The organism is Streptococcus sp. DD12 (genome assembly GCF_001578885.1).
Classification (GTDB): Bacteria; Bacillota; Bacilli; order Lactobacillales; family Streptococcaceae; genus Streptococcus.
On sequence record NZ_KQ969495.1, the window covers coordinates 1,253,452 to 1,274,039 of the forward strand.

The 20,588-nt window shown below is 41.1% G+C and carries 17 protein-coding genes and 2 pseudogenes; 6 read left to right on the forward strand and 13 right to left on the reverse strand.

The window, feature by feature from the left end; all coding sequences use genetic code 11:
• Positions 1 to 89 precede the first annotated feature (89 nt).
• Positions 90 to 1,781, forward strand: coding sequence for an arginine--tRNA ligase (gene argS / locus STRDD12_RS05875; RefSeq protein ID WP_066916063.1), 1,692 nt, complete (start codon positions 90 to 92; stop codon positions 1,779 to 1,781).
• A gap of 22 nt (positions 1,782 to 1,803) precedes the next feature.
• Here the strand turns inward: argS and STRDD12_RS05880 are convergent, their stop codons facing one another.
• Genes STRDD12_RS05880 through hisS form a run of 4 tightly spaced genes read right to left on the reverse strand, consistent with a single transcriptional unit; the run spans position 1,804 to position 6,709 of the window.
• Positions 1,804 to 2,709 carry a YitT family protein gene (locus STRDD12_RS05880; protein ID WP_066916065.1) on the reverse strand — a complete coding sequence of 302 codons (906 nt, stop codon included), beginning with the start codon at positions 2,707 to 2,709 and terminating at the stop codon, positions 1,804 to 1,806.
• A gap of 12 nt (positions 2,710 to 2,721) precedes the next feature.
• Positions 2,722 to 3,663 carry a YitT family protein gene (locus STRDD12_RS05885; RefSeq protein WP_066916067.1) on the reverse strand — a complete coding sequence of 314 codons (942 nt, stop codon included), beginning with the start codon at positions 3,661 to 3,663 and terminating at the stop codon, positions 2,722 to 2,724.
• A complete protein-coding gene (gene aspS / locus STRDD12_RS05890) occupies positions 3,653 to 5,404 on the reverse strand; it encodes an aspartate--tRNA ligase (protein WP_066916069.1) in 1,752 nt (583 codons plus the stop codon). Before aspS ends, STRDD12_RS05885 begins: the two co-directional genes overlap by 11 nt.
• Positions 5,405 to 5,419: 15 nt before the next feature.
• Entirely contained in the window at positions 5,420 to 6,709 is a 1,290-nt protein-coding gene (hisS, locus tag STRDD12_RS05895) for a histidine--tRNA ligase (RefSeq protein WP_066916071.1), read from the reverse strand.
• Between the two features lie 192 nt (positions 6,710 to 6,901).
• Here hisS and rpmF point away from each other — a divergent pair, with 192 nt between their 5' ends.
• Positions 6,902 to 7,084, forward strand: a complete 183-nt coding sequence (gene rpmF, locus STRDD12_RS05900) for a 50S ribosomal protein L32 (protein ID WP_066916073.1) — start codon at positions 6,902 to 6,904, stop codon at positions 7,082 to 7,084.
• Positions 7,085 to 7,100: 16 nt separating this feature from the next.
• Complete coding sequence (rpmG, locus tag STRDD12_RS08105; RefSeq protein ID WP_082753068.1) at positions 7,101 to 7,250, forward strand: 50S ribosomal protein L33; 150 nt, start codon at positions 7,101 to 7,103, stop codon at positions 7,248 to 7,250.
• Between the two features lie 130 nt (positions 7,251 to 7,380).
• Here the strand turns inward: rpmG and STRDD12_RS08450 are convergent, their stop codons facing one another.
• Complete coding sequence (locus STRDD12_RS08450) at positions 7,381 to 8,310, reverse strand: ribonuclease D (protein ID WP_231853447.1); 930 nt, start codon at positions 8,308 to 8,310, stop codon at positions 7,381 to 7,383.
• Positions 8,311 to 8,678: 368 nt separating this feature from the next.
• On the opposite strand from STRDD12_RS08450, the gene STRDD12_RS05910 reads away from it, so the two are divergent.
• Positions 8,679 to 9,128 (forward strand): DUF3290 domain-containing protein, encoded by a 450-nt coding sequence (locus STRDD12_RS05910; RefSeq protein ID WP_066916075.1) that lies wholly within the window; start codon positions 8,679 to 8,681, stop codon positions 9,126 to 9,128.
• A gap of 2 nt (positions 9,129 to 9,130) precedes the next feature.
• A complete protein-coding gene (locus tag STRDD12_RS05915) occupies positions 9,131 to 9,766 on the forward strand; it encodes a DUF421 domain-containing protein (protein WP_066916077.1) in 636 nt (211 codons plus the stop codon).
• A gap of 121 nt (positions 9,767 to 9,887) precedes the next feature.
• Here STRDD12_RS05915 and STRDD12_RS05920 read toward each other — a convergent pair whose 3' ends face one another.
• Complete coding sequence (locus tag STRDD12_RS05920) at positions 9,888 to 12,227, reverse strand: YhgE/Pip domain-containing protein (RefSeq protein ID WP_066916079.1); 2,340 nt, start codon at positions 12,225 to 12,227, stop codon at positions 9,888 to 9,890.
• A 137-nt stretch (positions 12,228 to 12,364) separates the two neighbouring features.
• Here STRDD12_RS05920 and STRDD12_RS05925 point away from each other — a divergent pair, with 137 nt between their 5' ends.
• Positions 12,365 to 12,907, forward strand: a complete 543-nt coding sequence (locus STRDD12_RS05925; protein ID WP_066916081.1) for a TetR/AcrR family transcriptional regulator — start codon at positions 12,365 to 12,367, stop codon at positions 12,905 to 12,907.
• A 42-nt stretch (positions 12,908 to 12,949) separates the two neighbouring features.
• On the opposite strand, the gene rpsD is transcribed toward STRDD12_RS05925, so the two are convergent.
• From rpsD to STRDD12_RS05960, 7 genes and pseudogenes are all read right to left on the reverse strand, one after another.
• On the reverse strand, positions 12,950 to 13,561 hold the full coding sequence (gene rpsD, locus STRDD12_RS05930; protein ID WP_066916083.1) for a 30S ribosomal protein S4: 612 nt from the start codon (positions 13,559 to 13,561) through the stop codon (positions 12,950 to 12,952).
• Positions 13,562 to 13,753: 192 nt separating this feature from the next.
• On the reverse strand, positions 13,754 to 14,026 hold the full coding sequence (locus STRDD12_RS05935) for a Veg family protein (RefSeq protein ID WP_066916085.1): 273 nt from the start codon (positions 14,024 to 14,026) through the stop codon (positions 13,754 to 13,756).
• 10 nt (positions 14,027 to 14,036) lie between these two features.
• On the reverse strand, positions 14,037 to 15,407 hold the full coding sequence (gene dnaB, locus STRDD12_RS05940) for a replicative DNA helicase (RefSeq protein ID WP_066916087.1): 1,371 nt from the start codon (positions 15,405 to 15,407) through the stop codon (positions 14,037 to 14,039).
• A gap of 11 nt (positions 15,408 to 15,418) precedes the next feature.
• Positions 15,419 to 15,868, reverse strand: a pseudogene (rplI, locus tag STRDD12_RS05945) (50S ribosomal protein L9); the annotation flags it as partial.
• A pseudogene (locus STRDD12_RS05950) lies at positions 15,869 to 17,865 on the reverse strand (DHH family phosphoesterase).
• A 67-nt stretch (positions 17,866 to 17,932) separates the two neighbouring features.
• On the reverse strand, positions 17,933 to 19,828 hold the full coding sequence (mnmG, locus tag STRDD12_RS05955) for a tRNA uridine-5-carboxymethylaminomethyl(34) synthesis enzyme MnmG (RefSeq protein WP_066916091.1): 1,896 nt from the start codon (positions 19,826 to 19,828) through the stop codon (positions 17,933 to 17,935).
• A 150-nt stretch (positions 19,829 to 19,978) separates the two neighbouring features.
• A complete protein-coding gene (locus tag STRDD12_RS05960) occupies positions 19,979 to 20,587 on the reverse strand; it encodes a MarC family protein (protein ID WP_066916093.1) in 609 nt (202 codons plus the stop codon).
• Position 20,588 lies beyond the last annotated feature (1 nt).

Below are 20,588 nucleotides of genomic sequence, written 5' to 3' on the forward strand. Positions count from 1 at the left end.
TTTTTTTAAGTTTTCCCCTCCTCAGGTCATAGAAGACCTGATTTTATGGTAAAATAGAGTGCACAAACCAGAAGTTAAAAGGAGAGCCCATGGATAATAAACGATACATCGCACAAGCGCTCGATAAAATTATTGACCCTCTAGATGAAGAAACGATATACGAGCTCATCGAGACCCCTAAGAAAAGTGAACTTGGTGATTTCGCCTTTCCAACTTTTACCTTGGCAAGAACTTTCCGTAAGGCACCCCAAGCCATTGCTCAGGAATTAGCAGAAACAATCGATAACACAGGCTTTGAAAAAGTTGAGGCGGTAGGGCCATACCTTAATTTCTTCCTTGATAAGTCTAGCATTACCAAACAGGTTTTAGAGACCGTTATCACTGAGAAAGACCATTACGGCCAACAAGCCATCGGCAAGGACAAATCCGTTGTCATCGACATGTCAAGCCCCAACATCGCTAAGCCCTTTTCTATTGGGCACCTTCGCTCAACGGTCATCGGTGATAGCTTATCCCTTCTTTTTCAAAAATTGGGTTACACAACTGTAAAGATTAATCACCTAGGTGACTGGGGGAAACAGTTTGGACTGCTCATCGTTGCTTACAAAAAATGGGGCGATGAAGCTACGGTCAAAGCGAACCCTATCACCGAGCTAGCGAAACTTTACGTTCGTGTCAATGCAGAGGCGAAAGAAGACCCTCGAATAGATGAAGAAGCACGACAGTGGTTCCGCAAACTTGAAAATGGCGATGCTGAAGCTTTACAACTCTGGCAATGGTTCCGTGATGAAAGTTTAGAAGAATTCAACCGCATCTACCAAATTCTCGATGTTACCTTTGATAGCTACAACGGCGAGGCTTTCTATAATGACAAGATGGATGCAGTCGTCGCGCTTTTAGAAGAAAAGGGACTCCTTCAAGAATCCGAAGGGGCTCAGGTTGTCAATTTAGAAAGTTATGGCATTACCCCTCCTGCCTTGATTAAAAAATCAGACGGCGCAACACTCTATATTACCCGAGACTTAGCCGCTGCTCTTTACCGCAAGAATACTTATCATTTTGACAAGGCACTCTATGTGGTTGGTGGCGAGCAAGAAGGCCACTTTAGACAGCTCAAAGCTGTTCTTACTGAGATGGGTTACTCCTGGTCTGATGACGTCCAACAGGTTGCCTTTGGACTGGTTACTAAAAACGGGAAAAAACTCTCAACCCGTAAAGGAAACGTTATCTTGCTGGAGCCAACGATTACAGAAGCCATCGAACGTGCTTTACAGCAGATTGACGCAAAAAATCCTGATTTAAAGAACAAAGAAGATATTGCTCGTCAAGTCGGTGTTGGTGCCATCAAGTTTTATGACTTAAAAACAGACAGAAAAAATGGCTACGATTTCGATTTAGAGGCTATGGTCTCCTTTGAAGGAGAAACAGGTCCCTATGTCCAATACACGCATGCTCGGATTCAATCGATTTTACGCAAGGCTAACTATGTGCCTAGCTCTGACTTAACAACTGTTCCAGATGGTGAGCAAGCTTGGGAATTGACTAAACAACTTCAAAACTTCCCCAAAATCATCGAACGTGCTGCAGACCAGTATGAGCCTTCCATTATGGCTAAATACGCTATCCGTTTGGCTCAAAGTTTCAATAAATACTATGCTCAAACTCGAATTCTAAATGAAGATGACCAAAAATCTGGACGTTTAGCTTTAGCTTTCGCCACTGCTACAGTCATCAAAGAAGCCCTTGCCCTTTTAGGTGTTCAGGCCCCAGATGAAATGTAATAAAAAAATTAGGAGGTATCTCCTAATTTTTTTTATTACTAGTAAAGAGCTTATTTCTTTTATTGACACGCTTAACATCCCAAGTAAAGCCTTCTCCAATGATTTCATCGACATCTACAATTGAGATAAAGGCATGTGGGTCAATCTCAGTAAGGAGATGCTTCACTTCAGCTACCTCCCTTGGGTTTACAATCACGTAAACCATCCGTTTGGGTGTCTGGGTGTAAGCTCCTTCACTATTGATAAATGTCGCTCCCCGTTCTAGATTTTCTGAAATAGCCTGGGCGACCGCAACAGGAAAGTCTGTGATGATAAACATCCCTTTAGCCGCATATCCCCCACGTAAAATCAAAGGCATGATTTGCGAATATACAAAGCTAGCAATCAAGGTGTAAACCATTTGACGAATTCCGATATAGGACAAGGAGCACAGCAAGACAATACTGTCAAAAATAAAGAGATTTTGACCTAGGGGGCGACTGGTTTTTTCTTCAATAACACGGCCAATAATATCTCCGCCACCAGTTGTACCACCGTGACGAAAAACCAACCCACTACCAAAACCAGCGAAAACACCAGCCAGCAGGGCAGCAATGAGCATATCATGACTGACATCAATTTGTAGCGGAATTTTTTGCCAGAGCCATACAAAGAAAGAAAGCAACAAGGTACCGTAAATGGTTAGGCCCAAAGCTTTATTCCCAAAAATACGACGACCCAACCAAAATAAAGGGACATTCAAGATTAAAGACATATAGGCTGGGTTTATGTTGAAAAGGGCGTGCGTTATCAGGGTAACCCCAGAAATACCACCTTCTGCCAGATGGTTAGCCATATTAAAGTACACAAAACCAAAGCTGTAAATCGCAACACCCAAAGCGATTAGAACTAGGTCTAGAGCGAGACGTGCCTGTCCTTCTCTTTTCATAGTGCCTCCTTTTTATGAGTCTTCTTTAAAACGTCCAATGATTTTGACATTTTCAGATATTGAAATAAAAGCGTTAGGATCTGCCTTTCTCATATAGTATTTGAAATCGTTGTATTCATACCTCGTGATGACAGCAATTAAAATCGTTTTCTTTTCCCCTGTATAGGTACCACTAACATCATCAATTTGTGTCACCCCATGATGTAATTTTTTATGCAACATCTTGACAACTCGTTTGGGCTGAGTGGTAATAATCATAGCCTGGAGCTTCTTTTGCTTTGTATAAAGCGCATCTGTGACCCGACTGGAGACAAAAATGGTCACCATCGAATACAGGGCATAGCGCCAACCAAAAATCAGCCCCGCAAAAATCATGATAAAACCATTTACCATCAAAGAAATACTACCAACATCGCGACCCGTTTTCTTTCTGACCGTCAAACTCACGATATCTGTACCACCGCTGGAAACATTATTTCTCAGTGCATAACCAATACCAATCCCCATGACCAAGCCACCAAAAATAGCATTGATTAAAGGATCCGGAGTCAAGCGAACAACAGGAATGACCTGAATAAACAGGGAACTAAATGTTACAGTAATAAAAGTAAAAATAGTAAACCGATGCCCAATTTGTTTCCACGCAAGGAAAATTAAGGGAATATTAATCGCATAGAAAGTGACAGAAACAGGGATAGTGACACCCAGAAAACGCGCACTGACAGCTGACAGGACTTGTGCCAAACCTGTTGCACCACTTGAGTAGACATGACCAGGTTGAAAAAAGAAATTGACGGCAATACTAGAAAGCAAACCATACAAAAGAGAAGCAGAGATGCGTTCCGCATATTTTTCACGTGAAATACTTCGGACGGCTTTTAAAATCCCAGCTTTTTTTGCTTGCTGTTCTACATTGTACTTGAATCGTTTTTTTAAAGGAGCTTTATTTACCATTTTCTTGTAAGGTTAAATCCAATTCATCTAATTGTGATTGTGAAACCTGACTCGGTGCTTGTGTCATCGGATCAGTCGCTTTATTATTCTTAGGAAAGGCAATGACCTCTCGGATATTTTCCTTACCTGCTAGTAGCATGACAAACCGATCCAAGCCAATCGCCAAACCACCATGTGGTGGAAAACCATAATCCAGAGCTTCCAAAAGAAAACCAAACTGGTTTTGAGCAGCTTCCTGACTAAAGCCAAGTGCTGTAAACATACGTTCTTGCAGGTCGCGCGTATTTATCCGCAAGCTACCACCACCAAGCTCGTAACCATTTAAGACAATATCATAGGCAATCGCACGAACCTTCGTTAAATCTCCCTCAAGCTCAGCAGCTGTTTCAGGATAAGGCAAGGTGAAGGGATGGTGCGCACTCATATAACGCCCCTCTTCTTCAGACCATTCAAACATAGGCCAGTTGACAACCCAGAGGTAGTTAAATTGACTGCTGTCAATCATATCCATTTCCTTGGCAATACGTGTTCGCAAAGCTCCCAAGGTTTCATTGGCAATCGCACGGCTATCCGCTACAAAAAGAATCAAGTCATCTTCAGTTAGTTGTAAACCATCTGTCAATTCAGCTTCAATCTCTGCTAGGAATTTAGCAATTGGTCCTGTCAACTTTCCATCCTGTAACTTTAGCCAAGCTAACCCTTTTGCCCCATATTGCTTCGCGACTTCTGTCAACTGATCGATAGCTTTACGAGAATAATGGCTGGCACCACCATTGACTACGATCGCCTTAACAGCTTCTGCTTGAGCGAAAACTTTAAAACCAGAATCCTTTACAAGTGGAGTGACATCCTTTAAGAGCATCTCAAAGCGCGTATCAGGCTTGTCGCTACCATAATTTTCCATGGCATCCGCATAGTCCATACGAGGGAAAGGCAGGGTTACATCAATCCCCTTAGTCTCCTTCATAACCTTAGCAATCAAGCCTTCTGTAATATCCTGAATCTCTTGGTCAGATAAGAAGGAGGTCTCAAGGTCGACTTGTGTAAATTCAGGCTGACGATCCCCCCGTAAATCCTCATCACGGAAACACTTAACAATTTGATAATACCGATCAAAACCTGCGTTCATGAGCAACTGCTTCGTGATTTGCGGGCTTTGCGGTAATGCGTAAAAACTTCCTTTATTGACACGACTTGGTACCAAGTAATCACGCGCCCCTTCCGGAGTTGATTTGGTCAAAATTGGTGTCTCAACATCAATAAAGTTCAAATTATCCAGATAGTTTCGAATGGTGTGGGTAACCTTAGCACGTAGTTTAAACGTTTCCAACATTTCTGGACGACGCAAGTCTAAGTAACGGTAGCGTAACCGCGTATCGTCGCTAACTTCGATAGCGTCTTTGATTTCAAACGGTGTGGTCTTGGCCTCATTGAGAATGGACAAAGCTTCCACATGCAGTTCAATCGCACCAGTGGCCAACTTATCATTTGCTTGTTGACGGGCTTCAACCCGACCTGTCACCTCTATCACATACTCACTTCGCAAGCTTTCCGCAAGGTCCACGACATCGCTGGACACTTCTTCAGGGTTGACAACTAGTTGCACTAAACCTTGACGGTCTCGTAAATCAATAAAGATCAGTCCACCAAGATTACGGCGACGAGCTACCCAACCTTTTAGGGTCAAGGTCTGACCAATTTGATTTTCTCTAACATCACCAGCGTACATGCTTCGTTTCATTTTTCCACCTATTCTTTATTTGGCTTGATTAAGATTTACAACGCCTGTAAAGTCTTCTTGTAATTCTTTTAGCGTTGCTGAAATTTCAACTTTTTGATTAGCTACCTTGTGTGTCACCACGACTTGTTGGCTTACCACTTCGGACTCTCCAAGCGTGATAACATAACGCGCTTGAAACTTATCTGCTGTTTTGAACTGAGCTTTGATTTTACGATCGAGATAATCTCGTTCAACTGATAAACCTTGTTGACGAAGGGATTGGACCAATTCCAAAGCTTTCTCATTGGCCTCTTTGCCTAACACGATGATATAAACATCCAAAGGAGCCTTTAGGGGTGGGAATAACGCTTGTTTTTCCATGACTAAAAGCAGACGTTCCATTCCCAGACCGAAACCAAAGCCCGGTGTTTCTGGGCCATCAAAATAAGACACCAAGCTGTCATATCGACCACCTGCGCAAATGGTTAGCTCTGTCTTTTCGACTTCAGTAATAAATTCAAAAATGGTGTGGTTGTAATAATCCAGACCACGCACCATATTCGTATCAATTACATAAGGGATTTCAAGGGCTTCTAACATTTTTCGAACCGCAGTAAAATGTTCAGCGCTTTCCTGGTCTAAATAATCTAAAATTGAAGGGGCACCAGCGACTGCTTCTTTATCTGCAGCATCCTTGGAGTCTAGGACACGCAAGGGATTTTCGGCCAAACGACGCTGACTGTCTGCCGATAAACTTGGCTTGAGTGGTGTCAAGTAATCAATCAAGGCCTGCCGGTATGCTGCACGACTTTCAGCATTCCCCAGACTGTTGAGATGCAAGGTCACATTTTTTACGCCTAATTTGTTAAACAGCTGATAAGCCATGGCAATGGTTTCCACATCTGTCGCAGGATTCGCTGAACCAAAACATTCAACACCTATTTGGTGAAACTCACGCAAACGGCCCGCTTGTGGCCGCTCATATCGAAACATTGGCCCCATATAATAAAGCTTAGCGGGTTTTTGCACCTCTGGAGCATAAAGCTTATTTTCCACAAAAGCGCGTACGACCGGTGCCGTACCCTCTGGCCGTAAGGTGATATGGCGCCCACCCTTGTCTTCAAAGTCGTACATTTCCTTGGTCACGATGTCAGTCGTATCACCTACCGAACGACTAATAACCTCATAATGTTCAAACATAGGCGTGCGAATCTCACCATAGTGATAGAGGGAAAATGTTTCACGCGCAACATTCTCTAGATATTGCCATTTAATCGCCTCTTGAGGGAGAATATCTTGGGTCCCTTTAGGTTTTTGTAATTTCATGCGTATCCTGTTCCTTCTGGCTTGTGCCATAGTTTTCTTACCTGTACTATTTTACCATTTATTAAGCTATTTGAAAGCTACTAGGACAAGTTTTCTGCTTTTTTTGTCAAGTAACTTTACTTTACAAAAAAAGTATGCTATCATACTAAAGTTGATGAAAATCAAGAAATAAAAAAATCGGAGGACTTAGACATGGCAGTACCTGCACGTCGCACGTCGAAAGCAAAGAAAAATAAACGTCGCACTCACTACAATTTGACAGCTCCAACTGTGAAATTTGATGAAGCAACTGGTGACTACTCACGTTCACACCGTGTATCCCTCAAAGGATATTACAAAGGACGTAAAATCGCTAAAGCTGCTTCTGCAGAATAATTAGAAGGGAGATACCATGCGTAATAACATCATTCTTGAACACAAAGAAACTGGCGAACGCTTGTACCTAACTTCTAAGAACAAACGTAACACACCAGATCGCTTGAAATTGAAAAAATACTCTCCAAAACTTCGGAAACACGTCGTATTCACCGAGGTAAAATAAGAGAACAAAACAAAAACGCTTATTCAAGCGTTTTTTATTTTTGTCAAATGCAACATATTGCAATATATTTCAACTCAAACTCTACCTTTTGCTCTACCTTTTTAAATTAAAGGTGATGTCTCCTTATTCATTATATAACATCAATAAACAAGTCTTCCCATTGAGTAATAGATCCTGGAAGAATCGACTTATTGTTCTTATAGAAATCCAATAAGTCTTTATCTGTTATCCGAACTACATTCTTAAGCTGATCTAGATTAATTACTAGTGGTGCATATAGATAGACTATATATCCTTTCTCAACATATTGTTTAAACTCTAATGCATCAAGTTCTTTGGCTTTTCTCCCCTTCACTTGAACTACTGCTTTTCTAGGGTTATCAACATCCCTCGAAATCATTTCACACTCGATCTTAATAGTAGTAGATTTATTTGCAATTGAATTGGATAGAACATAGTAGTTTTCTTTTATTTGGAGATAGGAAATAACAAGTTCCTCTAAATCAAAATCTGGTAAATTATCTAGAAGACTGCCCTCAAATGGAATAACCTTATAAAATTCACTCTTTGACATCTGATTGAAAATCTTCTTTGAGTATTCTATTATTATTTCATCATGAATTCTTTCAACTGTTCCTCCTAGAGGTCTATTGAAAGAAGATTTGATTTGACCTGGAACTTGCATTCCAATATTATAAGCCTCTACAGGTATGATTGCTCCAATATCCAAGTACTCATCACATACTACCTCAACTTGTGACCTTACCCTACAAATCCAATAATTTCCATTTAAATCTCGTGTCCAAAATAGATCATCAGCCTTTGTATCTCTAAAAACATTTATTGCAGAGTTTGCTCTACCCCTCTCTTCTTTTATTCGATTGTAGTATCCCTGAAAATCATCTTTTTTAATATCACTACTTAATCTACTCCAGCCAAGTGCTAGATACTGTTTAGAACCATTTAAACAAAAATCAATTAATTCTTTTCTAACATTATCATTGTTTCTCTTTAAATGTATTCTAGCCACGTAGGCCATTTCACTGTCCATCTTTTCCATTTAAAATAATCTCCTGAGCCTCTTTATATAAATAATAATAACTAGTACGACTTAATTTTAATCCTCAGTATAAATTCTAATTTTTTTATATTTTCGAATATTGTACCACTTTTAAGATATTTTTATCCTTGTAAAAACATCTTAAAAGTATGTTTCACTCGACTTTTCTCTTACAGAAGTAAAATAAGAGAACAAAACAAAAACGCTTATTCAAGCGTTTTTTATTTTATCCGAAGGCTTATCACTCTCTACTACATTTTCAGTGTCAGCTTTCCTAAGTTTTAGTTGCAAGTATTCTGAAATCCATCCCCCTTTTATCCTTATTTTCACTATGATATAATGAAGTATCACAGGCTAGAGGAGACCTTATGCAATTTTACGATATTAGTTACATCACCCAGCACCAATCCATGGCTTCTACGATCCGCTCAGTGATTATCATCATTCTCCTAGTCATTCTAACGGCTTCTAGTGCCTACTATCTGCGGAATCGGCTACGGACCCGTTGGCGAGACATCAGCATTGGCATGGTACTCTTGACTTTTGTCCTTCTTGGCATCCAGATGCAAGATTACCTACAGAATCGACAAGACTTTTCCCAATCTCAAACATTGGTGAAATTGATTGAAAGCATTGCCACAGATAACCATGTTAAAAAAGAAAATGTTTATGTTAACGCTACTTCACTGTCGTCAGGTATTATTGTCCGTTTTAATGAAAAGAATTACCGCATCAATCTCAATGCAGACAATAATAGCTACAGCCTAGAGCGCACACACGTCATTGACCATACTGTTACTATCGTAAAAGGAGACTGAGCATGGATAGTTATCTTATCATCGCACTCAAATTCAGCATTGGTATGCTGGTTATGATCTTGCAAATCAATATCCTGGGAAAGTATGAGTTTTCCATTAACACCCCTCTCAATCAGATCCAAAACTACGTCTTAGGGGGAATCATTGGGGGAGTGATTTATAATAGTAGCATTTCCTTATTGACTTTTCTTATCGTCCTTCTCATCTGGTCTCTCATCGTCGTCATCATCAAACTTTTGATCAACTCCAATAGTTTCGTGCACAAAATGGTCGTGGGCGATCCGACGATTCTTATCAAAAATGGTAAGGTGGACGTTGCCAAATGCACGCAGTTAGGACTCTCTGCTGACCATCTTATGGTTCAGCTACGGTCCGAGGGTATCAATAGCATTGAGCAAGTTAAGTCTGCCATCATGGAACCCAATGGGCGCTTAACAATCATTGATCGACGAGCAGAAAATCTGAAATTCCCCATCATTAGTAATGGGCGCCTCAATACCGATGTCTTAGAACTTATCCACAAAGATGAAGCTTGGCTACTGCAAGAACTCCAGAAAGCCGGTCATACAGAAATTGCTAATATTTACCTAGCAGAATACGTCAATCAAAAACTTAACTTCTTCCCTTACCCACACTAAAAAAGGTCCCTTACGGAACCTTTTTTTGATGATGATAACATCTTTAATATTGAGATAAGCACCAAAGCAATCCTCAACCTCTAGAAAAAATATCCTGATAAATGACCGACTTCTTCATCCATCAGCTGTTGTCTGGCAAAAGTTGTTTATTCTTGCGCACACTAATACCTGCCCCCAGAGCAATAAAAGCTACCAGGTAAATTAGCATTAGCATAATGTCTTGACTGACCTGACCGCTCATAGAAATAGTCTCCCTCAAGGCAGCTACAGAATAGGTCATTGGCAAGTAAGGGCTGATCGTTTGATAAAATTTAGCCGATAGGACAACTGGGTAGGTTCCCCCACTAGATGCCAGCTGTAAGACGAGTAGAATCAATGCCATAAAGGAACCAATACGATTATTCCAAGAGATGAGGGCCGTTACCAAGGCCATAAAGACTAGACTGGCCAAAACAGTCACAAGATAAGTGAGTCCAGCATGGTTTGGTACCAATCCTAACATTCTAACTGCAAAGTAGAGTACTGTAGGCGCAATCACAGCGATAACTCCGTTGACAGCTAAACGATGGGATAACCATTCACGGCGTGTCTGTACCATTTTACCAGATGGCAAACTACTGAAAATCATATTAGTTGAAAGAGCCGCAACCATAAGAGCTACCGACATCATATAAGGTGCCATCCCCACGCCGTTCGTAGCCACTTTATCCTTATCCTTATGACTTGTCTTTACAGGACTAGCAACAGCTTTAGCATTATTACCCTTAACTGAGACTAAGTTAACCTGTTTTGCTGCCTGAGCGAGGGCGCTATTCATTTGTCCAGAACCGTCCGCCAAACGCGTCAAACCAGTTGACAAGGTCTGTCCACCAGTAGCCAATTGTTCTGCTCCTGAGCTCAATTGTTGCGCCCCTGAAACTAGACTTCCAACACCTGTATTTAGTTGACCTGAGTTAGCAGATAAGGTTGACAAGCCAGAAGAAAGACTTTGCATACCACTGAGCAGGGTGTTATTGGATGCTTGCAATTGATTTGCGCCAGTAGATAGATTTGCGACACCTGCTGTATAAGTGTTTAACCCGTTTGAAAGCGTTTGACTTCCTGCAGTTAGGGCTTGACTAGCCGCATGTGCTTGCGATAAACCGGTTGACAAAGTTGTCAAGGCACTACTTGCACCTGGCAGAGCCGTATTCGATGCGGTTGCAATAGCACTCACCCCTGTTTGCACCTGTGTTAAGGCTGTTTGGTAGGCTGTTACTGACGTAGCAATCGTAGAGACATCTGTCAATATAGCATTTGCCTGTGTTTCGACACTAGACGGTGTGTTAGACAGGGATTGGGTCAAGTCTGCCTGTTGTTCTGCTGTTAACCCTTGATAGGTCGTAGTGGCTTGCATAGCTGCCAGATAGTTTGACCTGTCTGTAGCTGCTGCGGTTGCAATAGCTGTCGCTTGTGTCTGAATATCCGCTAGGTAAGAAGAAATATCAGCACTTGCGGTAGCCGACAAGCTTGTATTTAACGATTGGATACTATCATTTAGGCTTGGCAAGCCAGCTATCAAACTGTTGATTTGTTGACTTTGTTCATCCGTTAAGCTCGTTGCTGACGCTAAGGTTGACAGGTTGCTTGACAAAGTAGACAAACCAGACGTCAACGCTGCCGAATTTTGATTTAACTGTGCAGCACCATTTGCGACTGAAGAAACACCAGAAGTGTATTGTCCAAGACCAGTCACAAGCGTTGTTGAACCATTTGCGGCAGTCCCCACACCTGTAGTATAAGTACCGAGTCCTGTAGCTAAAGTTGACAGTCCATTAGATAGGGTTACACCGCCATTTGCCAGAGTTCCCAAATTACTTGACAGCGTCTGACTTCCTGATTGAGCAGTTTGTAAGCCTTCATTTAGCGTAGACGCACCATTGGACAAGCTTGTGAGTCCTGATTGCAATTGTGACATACTGCTAAAAACAGCACTGGTATAAGATTGTGTCACATTCTTAGAGAGATTCTCTTTGAGACGTGTCATCGCCGAATCTACCATTTTTGATGCCGTAAAACTATGTCCCTGAGATGTTTGATAAGTGATGTTCAACTGTTTAGGCTCAGACGTCATCAAACTACTAGCATTTTGAGAAAGGTCCTTTGGTAGGGTTACCACCATATAATAGCGGCCATCTGCCAAGCCTTTTACAGCTTTTTTCTCAGACACAAAATGATAGTCTAAAGCTTTAGATTGCTTCATATTAGAGACCATATTTTCTCCAATGGCAAAGGTTTTACCATTAGCAGTAACTGATTTATCCTCGTTAACAATAGCTACGGGCAACTGTTTGATATTTCCGTAAGGATTCCACAAGGAACCTAAGAAAAGGACATTGTAAATGGTTGGAATCAAAGCAATCCCTAACATTGTTATCCATAACATTGGTTTTTTTAAAATAACCTTGAGTTCTTCAAGCATGATTAAAGTTCCTTCTTCACTAAATTCTTGTTATAATGAGTCATACGTTCTATTATAGTCAAATTTAAGTGCAATACAAGCTGTATTTTCACAAATTTGACAGAACTTAACAATGTGTAAAGAGGAAGGCTTATCTCATGAAATACAATGCAAGGTCTGTCAAAACTAAGCAGGCGATTGAATCTGCTATGGTCAAATTACTAACTCAAAAAGACTTTAATGCCATTACAACAACTGAACTCGCTAAGGAAGCCGGTCTGACACGTCAGGGATTTTATCTTCATTACCAAGATAAATATGACATGATTCAGTCCTACCAGGAAGAGCGCTTTAACTATCTAGAAGAGTTACTCCGTGAAACTGATGTTGAAAATTTTCGTCAAGCTTTAGTAAAAATTTTCGACTTTCTCAGTCAGGATCAGCTTTTTGCTGCCCTTATATTGGAAAATGGCTCTCATGAGATGCATGTTTTTCTCCGCAACAAACTAAAATTATTTATCGATGAGCGTTTACAGCAACTGTCGACAACCCCCATGGCACCGATTGAAAAAGTTTACACCTCTACCTACCTCTCGCATGCCTATTTTGGCATTTATCAAACTTGGGTAGCTCAAGGAAAAAAAGAAAGCTCAACAGACATGACCGACTATATATTGAGTCATATCACCATTAATGTATAAAAAAAGCTTTGGACAAGTGTCCAAAGCTTTTTAAATGAAATCTTAGAGCATTTTGTTGTAGTATTCAACGATAAGTGCTTCATTGATTTCTGGGTTGATTTCATCACGTTCTGGCAAACGTGTCAATGAACCTTCTAATTTTTCAGCATCAAATGATACGAATGCTGGGCGTCCAACAGTTGCTTCAACTGCTTCAAGAATTGCTGGAACTTTTGCAGATTTTTCACGAACTGAGATAACTTGTCCAACTTCAACGCGGAATGATGGGATATCAACACGTTTTCCATCAACAAGGATGTGTCCGTGGTTTACAAATTGACGTGCTTGACGACGCGTTGTTGCCAATCCAAGACGGTAGACAACGTTATCCAAACGTTGTTCCAAAAGTACCATAAAGTTGAAACCAAGTGTTCCGCCTTTAATTTTTGTTGCTTGAACAAACAAGTTACGGAATTGTTTTTCACCTAAACCGTAAGTGAAACGTAGTTTTTGTTTTTCAGCCAATTGCAAACCGTATTCAGAAAGTTTGCTGCGGTTGTTTGGTCCATGTTGACCTGGCACGTAGTTACGACGAGCAAGTTCTTTACCAGTTCCTGTAAGGGAAAGTCCCAAACGGCGAGATTGTTTCCATGATGGTCCAGTGTAACGTGACATTTAAATGTCCTCCTAAAAATAATATGGGTGGAAAATAGTCACTTAGAACATCCTAGTTCGTGCAGAGTATCTTCGCCTAAACAGCAAAGGTTACTATTAGAAATAATACCCTGTTGACGAGCTCCATATGTTCCTGCTGATATTTCACACAAGCTCTATTTTATCATTAAAATGTTGTACTGTAAAGACTTTTTAGTCAAAGTAATGAATCAAAGTCTTTTCAGTCAAGATATCTGAGTAGGTGAAAGATTCCACGTAAGAAGATTGCGCAACACCGTCTTTTCCAACGTGGTCATTGAACTCGACAATGAACAAAGATGGATAAACTTCAATAAGTTTTCCAATTTTATTCCGCTGACGTTTTCGTCCATTTTCCAAAGTCAGTTCAACCTCTTGGCCCTCATGGGCTTTAACATCATCTTTAATTTTTTTCATTTTTGCAACATCTGCAAATACATCACTCATTTATGTCTCCTTATTCCTCTCGCATCGAGATACTTGAAAATTTATTATATTCTTTCTGGAAAAGTAGTTTGACTGTTCCACGCGCTCCGCTACGGTTTTTTTCGATAATGACTTCGACGGTATTATCCACAAAACCATCAGGCTGATTTTGGTCGCCATCTTCACGATCGTAGTAATCATCACGATAAAGAAAGGCAACGATATCTGCATCCTGCTCAATCGAACCGGATTCACGAATATCAGATAGCACAGGCCGTTTATCCTGACGTTGCTCTACACCACGTGATAACTGACTTAGCGCAATAACTGGAACTTTTAAATCTTTGGCTAATATTTTTAATTGTCGGGAAATTTCAGAAACTTCTTGCTGGCGATTTTCACGACCAGTCCCTTGAATCAATTGTAAATAGTCAATAACAATCAATCCTAACCCACCTTGTTCGGCAACCTCTTGGGCTAGTCGACGGGAACGTGCTCTGATTTCTGTAATCCGAATACCGGCGGTATCATCTATGTAAATAGGGGCTCTTGCCAAAGTTCCCTGTGCAATCATGTAGGAATTCCATTCCTCATCAGTCAGGTGTCCTGTTCGCATGTTATGCGCATCAATCATCCCTTCTGAGGCCATCAAACGATTAACTAAGCTTTCTGCCCCCATCTCTAGAGAAAAGATAGCAACCGGCTTTTGACTTTGCGTACCAACGTTCTGAGCGATATTCAAAGCGAAGGCTGTTTTCCCCACGGCTGGACGAGCTGCTAAAATGATTAACTCTTCCTCATGCAAACCAGTTGTCATCTGGTCTAAAGCCTGGTAGCCAGTTGAAACCCCTGTGACATCTGAGGTTTGCCGAGCACGTTCTTCTAACTCTTCAAAATTGATACGCAAGACATCTGAAATTTTACGAAAACCACTACGATTACTGTGTTCACTGACATCAATCAGAGATTTTTCAGCTGCAGCAATAATTTCATCAGACGTTCGACTGCCTTCGTAAGCTTCTTGGACACGGTCTGTCAGGCTTTGGATTACCTTTCGAAGCATGGATTTTTCAGCAACTATTTTGGCGTAGTACTCCGCATTGGCAGAATGTGGCACGCTTTCGACCAAGTCAGCCAAGTAACTGATGCCACCAATGTTTGCTAAATCCCCTTGACTGTCCAAAAGACTGCGCACTGTCGTAACATCAATGGCCTCACGTGCATCACCAAGATCAACCATTGCCTTAAAAATCACACGGTTTGCATACTTATAAAAATCTTCCGGTTCAACAAACTCACGAATATCAATAAGCTTGTCAGGGGAAATAAAGACAGCCCCCAAGACTGCTGCTTCAGCTAGCTCGTCTTTGGGAGGCAATCGTAATTCTTGTGATTCTGGCATGACTAACCCTCTTAGGCTTGGTTAATGTAGAGCGAAATTGTCGCCTGAACATCCTTATGCAATTTTACAGGCACTTCTACGCTACCTACTGCACGAATTTGATGGTCAAGAATGATATGGCGTTTATCCACCTTAATGGCAAATTGTTTTTGCAACTCATCTGCAATTTTCTTGGCTGTAATTGAACCAAAGGTTCGGCCGTCTGGTCCTACTTTTTCAGTAAACTTCACGACAGTTTTCTCATCTTCTAAAACAGCCTTGAGAGATTGAGCCTCAGCTAAAAGTGCTGCTTGGGCTTTTTCTTCTGATTTTTGTTTACCTTTTAACTCATTGACGGCTTGACTAGTTGCTTCTTTAGCCAAGTTTTTTTTCAACAGAAAGTTTTGTGCATAACCAGTGGGAACCTCTTTGATTTCCCCTTTTTTCCCTTTACCTTTAACATCTTGTAAAAAAAATGACTTTCATTCGTTATTTCCTTCCTCTGTGATTAAATTTTCTTTAATTAGTGCGATTAATTCGGTTGACACCTCAGCGACAGTTTTACCCGTTACCTGACAAGCTGCCAGATTAAAGTGACCACCGCCACCCATACGCTCCATAATCCGTTGAACATTAATATCACCTTGACTGCGGGCAGAAACCGCCACACGGCCATCTGGTAAGCAAACGACCACAAATGTCGCAGAAATACCATTCATTGCCAAGATGGTATCCGCAGCCTTACTTGCTAACACATTAGAGTATACAACACCCTGTGCACCAGCAGCGACAACGACATCAGGTAGCACTTTTTTTCCAGCTAAGATGAGCTCATTGACTTGCCGGTATTCTTCGTAATCAACAGCCAATATTCGTTGAATAATCGTACTGTCGCTCCCTTTTGAACGTAAGTAGCTGGCCACGTCAAAGGTTCGGCTGGTCACACTGCTTGTGAAATTCTTCGTATCTAGCATCATCCCAGCCATCAAGATACTGGCCTGCATACGACTCAAGCTATTGCTCCCATTTTGAAATTGAAGTAATTCCGTTACCAATTCACTTGCTGAACTAGCCCCACTCTCTATAAAGGAAATGGCTGCGTTATCTGGGAAGTCTTCGTCCCTACGGTGGTGATCAATGACAACAACCTCTGAAAAGCGCTGATAAAACTCTTTGGAAAGAGTCAAACTAATTTTAGAATGGTCAACCATAATCAACAAGGAATTAGGTGTGATTTCTAAACTAGCCTGTCCTAAGGTTAACATTTGCGTTTTTCCATCTTCTCGCAAACGGAGCATCGCACGTACAATATCAGGATTCATCTGACTGTCATCATAGACCACATAGGCATTATCAATCACATTACTTGCAAATAGTTGCATACCAACAGATGCACCAAGTGCGTCCATATCAATATTGCGGTGACCCACTACAAATACACGATCACTCGAGCGAATCTTATCAGAAATAGCTGTCATCATTGCCCGCGTCCGCGTCCGTGACCGTTTAATGGTTGAGGCTGAGCCTCCACCGAAATATTGGGCCTCAGCAAATTCAACATCTTCTTTGACAATGGCCTGGTCACCACCACGAACCAGGGCAAAGTTGAGATTTTGAAGAGCCACTTGTCCGATATTATCAAAATGAGATTCCCCATAGGAAATCCCCATACTCAATGTTAGGGGCAACTGATTTTCTTGTGTAATGCGTTTGAACTCTTCTAATACAGGAAATTTCTGCTCAATGAGTTTTTTTAGAACAGCGTAATTTGTAAAGAAGTAAAAACGGTCTGTGTCTATACGCCGGTAAAAAATGTGGTAGCGTTTTGTGAAATTTGATATTGCACTGACAATAATGCTATTTAGGCTGGTAACATCTAAGTCTGAACGCCCATCTAAAGCATCATCGTAGTTGTCAATTGAAATGACACCGATGACTGGTTTCATATCCAAATTAGATAGACTATCTGTTGTTTCTACCGCAGCATCAAAGAAATAAAACATACCACTAGCGTCGTCAAGGTAGGAGGTATATTTTCTATCATCGATAAACAATCGGTGATTTTTATTGCCATCATTTTGCTCTGCTAACACTTGTTTGACAAGCTCAGCATTGAAAAAACCGTCTTCGTTCGAAAAAACAAGTTCTGCGTAAGGATTATACCAAACGATATGTCCCGTGCTAGGTTCAAAATGGATGACACCCACTGGCATCTTGTCTAAAAGAGACACCAAATCATCTGCTTGCTTCTTGTCAACGACAGGCTGTCGCATCTCTTTGGTTTCTGATAATTGCTCTTTGGTCAACTCTCTATCCATCCCTTGATAGTAGTTTAAAGCCACCATTGCAATTAAAACCAAAAAATACAGAGCAACTGCAAAGCCCTCGAGTTGGAAACTTGCAGGACTAAGGCTAACAAGCCAAAAAAGATTAGTGCCAGCAACAAGGTCTGAAATGCTGTAAACTGAATTTTTCTCATATATAAAACCTCTGCCTGCCGATTATACCATAAAAAGCCCTAAAAGGATAGGGCTTTCCTGATTTCTCTAGCCTTTACGAGCCTTGTTATAGCCTTCCAGATAAACCATCAAAATAGAAATATCTGCTGGGTTGACACCTGATATACGGCTAGCTTGTCCAATCGTTTCTGGATTTATCTGTTTAAACTTTTGGCGCGCCTCTGTTGCAATAGAATCAATGGCATCCCAATCTATCGTTGAAGGGATCCGTTTTTCTTCCATACGTTTCATCTTAGCCACTTGATCTAAGGCCTTATTGATGTAACCTTCGTATTTCACTTCTGTTTCTATCAGTTCGATCACCTTACTGTCCAAATCTTCCGCTGCTGGACCGATAAAGTTGACAATATCTTGATAATGCATCTCAGGTCGACGTAACATCTCCTTGGCAGTTAATGCATCTGTCAAAGGCTTAAAACCGTATGCTTCGACCCGTTTATTCGTGTCTTTCGTTGGTTTGATTTTTATTTTTTCTAAGCGTGTCAACTCATTGTCAATCTGTGCTTTACGAATTTGGAAAGCTTGGTAACGTTCATCGTCAACAAGACCAACCCGTCGTCCAATCTCTGTTAGACGCAAATCTGCATTATCGTGCCGTAAAATCAGTCGATATTCTGCACGGCTAGTCAATAAACGATAAGGCTCCAAAGTCCCTTTGGTCACTAAATCATCAATCATGACACCAATGTAGGCATCACTGCGTTTTAAGATTAACTCTTCCTCCCCTTTAACCTTACGCGCAGCATTGATACCTGCTACAAGACCTTGACCAGCCGCCTCTTCATAACCAGATGTCCCATTTGTCTGACCTGCTGTAAAGAGACCTGATATTTTTTTCGTTTCAAGTGTTGCACGCAACTGATGTGGCAGGACAATATCATATTCTATCGCATAGCCCGTCCGCATCATTTCAGCTTTTTCCAATCCTTTGATGGAATGAATCAGGGTCTTCTGAACATCTTCGGGTAATGAGGTGGATAGCCCCTGAACATAAACTTCTTCCGTATGACGTCCTTCGGGCTCTAAAAACAGCTGATGACGGTTTTTATCTGAAAAACGAACAATTTTATCTTCTATTGATGGGCAATAACGTGGACCAACTCCCTTTACAATACCTGTAAACATCGGGGCACGATCCAAATTATTTTTGATAATATCGTGACTTTCCTCATTGGTATAGGTCAACCAACAAGGAACTTGGTCTTGAAGGTAGTCTTCATCCTTGGACAAAAATGAAAAATGGTTGGGTTGACTGTCACCTGGCTGAATTTCTGTTTCTTCATAGTTGATGGATGAAGCCTTGACTCGAGGAGGAGTACCAGTTTTAAAACGACCAATTTCTAGTCCTAACTCCTTAAGATTTTCGGCTAATCCAACAGAGGCCAGACTGTTATTCGGCCCTGATGAATATTTCAAATCCCCTAAAATAATTTCACCCCTTAAGGCAGTTCCCGTTGTGACAATGACCGCTTTAGCAGAAAAACGCTGATTTGTTGCAGTCCGAACACCTATCACTTTGCCATCTTCAACTAAAATTTCTTCAATCATTGACTGGCGCAAGGTTAGATTTTCTTGCTTTTCTACCGTTTGTTTCATCGTTTGGGCATACAAAGCTTTATCAGCCTGTGCTCGTAAGGCTCGTACTGCAGGACCCTTTCCCGTATTTAACATCTTCATCTGGATGTAAGTTTTGTCAATGTTACGGCCCATCTCACCGCCTAGAGCGTCGATTTCACGAACGACAATCCCTTTAGCTGAACCACCGATTGAAGGATTACAGGGCATAAATGCTAACATTTCAAGATTAATGGTGGCTAAAAGGGTCTTACAGCCCATACGACTGGCTGCCAAACTCGCTTCGACTCCAGCATGGCCAGCTCCAATGACGATAACATCATAGTCTTCTGTAAATACTTGTGTCATTTTCTCTCCTTAAAACACAAAAATAGCCAAATCTCTTGAAAATGCAAGCCAAAAAGACCTACAATTTCCATGAGCTTTGACCATCATTTCATTGTATTATTCTTGATTACTAGTTTAGCAAATTTTTGCTAACTGTCAACTCATTCTCACTTAGAGATTCAAGGCAACTTTGACCCCTGTCAAGACCATGTCAATCCCGATAGTCGCCAAAATCAAGCCCATCAAACGTGTAACGATATTCATCATGTTTTTCCCCAGCACTTTTGAAATCGTCTTGGCACTTAAGAGAATCACATAAGTCAAGACACAAAGCAATAGAAAAGCACCCAGAGTAATCAATTGATGTCTCAATCCACCTTGAGATTGGTTAATAGCCGTGACAATAGTCCCTGGTCCTGCAAAAAGTGGCATGGCCAAAGGCGAAATAGCCACTGATGTTGGGTCATCGCTCATCGAAGACAAATTCTTATTCGTTGGCGAATGGACACCATTAATCATGTGAAAACCAATCATCCCTACCAGCAAACCGCCTGCAATACGAAAGGCCGAAATAGTTATTCCAAAAACCTCGAAAATCAGATGGCCACTAAGGATAAAAACAAGGATAATGATAAAAGCAATCAACAGACTCTTAAAGGCAATCTGTTTGGAAATTTTGCTATCGTCATCTGCCACCAACGCCATATAGGTTGGCAAATTGGCAATAGGGTTCATGATGGCAAAAAAAGCCATGAAACTAAGGAGAAACTCCGAAAACATA

Bases quoted from the DNA above. Each gene is read 5' to 3' on its own strand.
- argS (WP_066916063.1), top strand. From the start codon at position 90: ATGGATAATAAACGATACATCGCACAAGCGCTCGATAAAATTATTGAC.
- STRDD12_RS05880 (WP_066916065.1), bottom strand. From the start codon at position 2,709: ATGAAAAGAGAAGGACAGGCACGTCTCGCTCTAGACCTAGTTCTAATC.
- STRDD12_RS05885 (WP_066916067.1), bottom strand. From the start codon at position 3,663: ATGGTAAATAAAGCTCCTTTAAAAAAACGATTCAAGTACAATGTAGAA.
- aspS (WP_066916069.1), bottom strand. From the start codon at position 5,404: ATGAAACGAAGCATGTACGCTGGTGATGTTAGAGAAAATCAAATTGGT.
- hisS (WP_066916071.1), bottom strand. From the start codon at position 6,709: ATGAAATTACAAAAACCTAAAGGGACCCAAGATATTCTCCCTCAAGAG.
- rpmF (WP_066916073.1), top strand. From the start codon at position 6,902: ATGGCAGTACCTGCACGTCGCACGTCGAAAGCAAAGAAAAATAAACGT.
- rpmG (WP_082753068.1), top strand. From the start codon at position 7,101: ATGCGTAATAACATCATTCTTGAACACAAAGAAACTGGCGAACGCTTG.
- STRDD12_RS08450 (WP_231853447.1), bottom strand. From the start codon at position 8,310: ATGGAAAAGATGGACAGTGAAATGGCCTACGTGGCTAGAATACATTTA.
- STRDD12_RS05910 (WP_066916075.1), top strand. From the start codon at position 8,679: ATGCAATTTTACGATATTAGTTACATCACCCAGCACCAATCCATGGCT.
- STRDD12_RS05915 (WP_066916077.1), top strand. From the start codon at position 9,131: ATGGATAGTTATCTTATCATCGCACTCAAATTCAGCATTGGTATGCTG.
- STRDD12_RS05920 (WP_066916079.1), bottom strand. From the start codon at position 12,227: ATGCTTGAAGAACTCAAGGTTATTTTAAAAAAACCAATGTTATGGATA.
- STRDD12_RS05925 (WP_066916081.1), top strand. From the start codon at position 12,365: ATGAAATACAATGCAAGGTCTGTCAAAACTAAGCAGGCGATTGAATCT.
- rpsD (WP_066916083.1), bottom strand. From the start codon at position 13,561: ATGTCACGTTACACTGGACCATCATGGAAACAATCTCGCCGTTTGGGA.
- STRDD12_RS05935 (WP_066916085.1), bottom strand. From the start codon at position 14,026: ATGAGTGATGTATTTGCAGATGTTGCAAAAATGAAAAAAATTAAAGAT.
- dnaB (WP_066916087.1), bottom strand. From the start codon at position 15,407: ATGCCAGAATCACAAGAATTACGATTGCCTCCCAAAGACGAGCTAGCT.
- mnmG (WP_066916091.1), bottom strand. From the start codon at position 19,828: ATGACACAAGTATTTACAGAAGACTATGATGTTATCGTCATTGGAGCT.
- STRDD12_RS05960 (WP_066916093.1), bottom strand. From the start codon at position 20,587: ATGTTTTCGGAGTTTCTCCTTAGTTTCATGGCTTTTTTTGCCATCATG.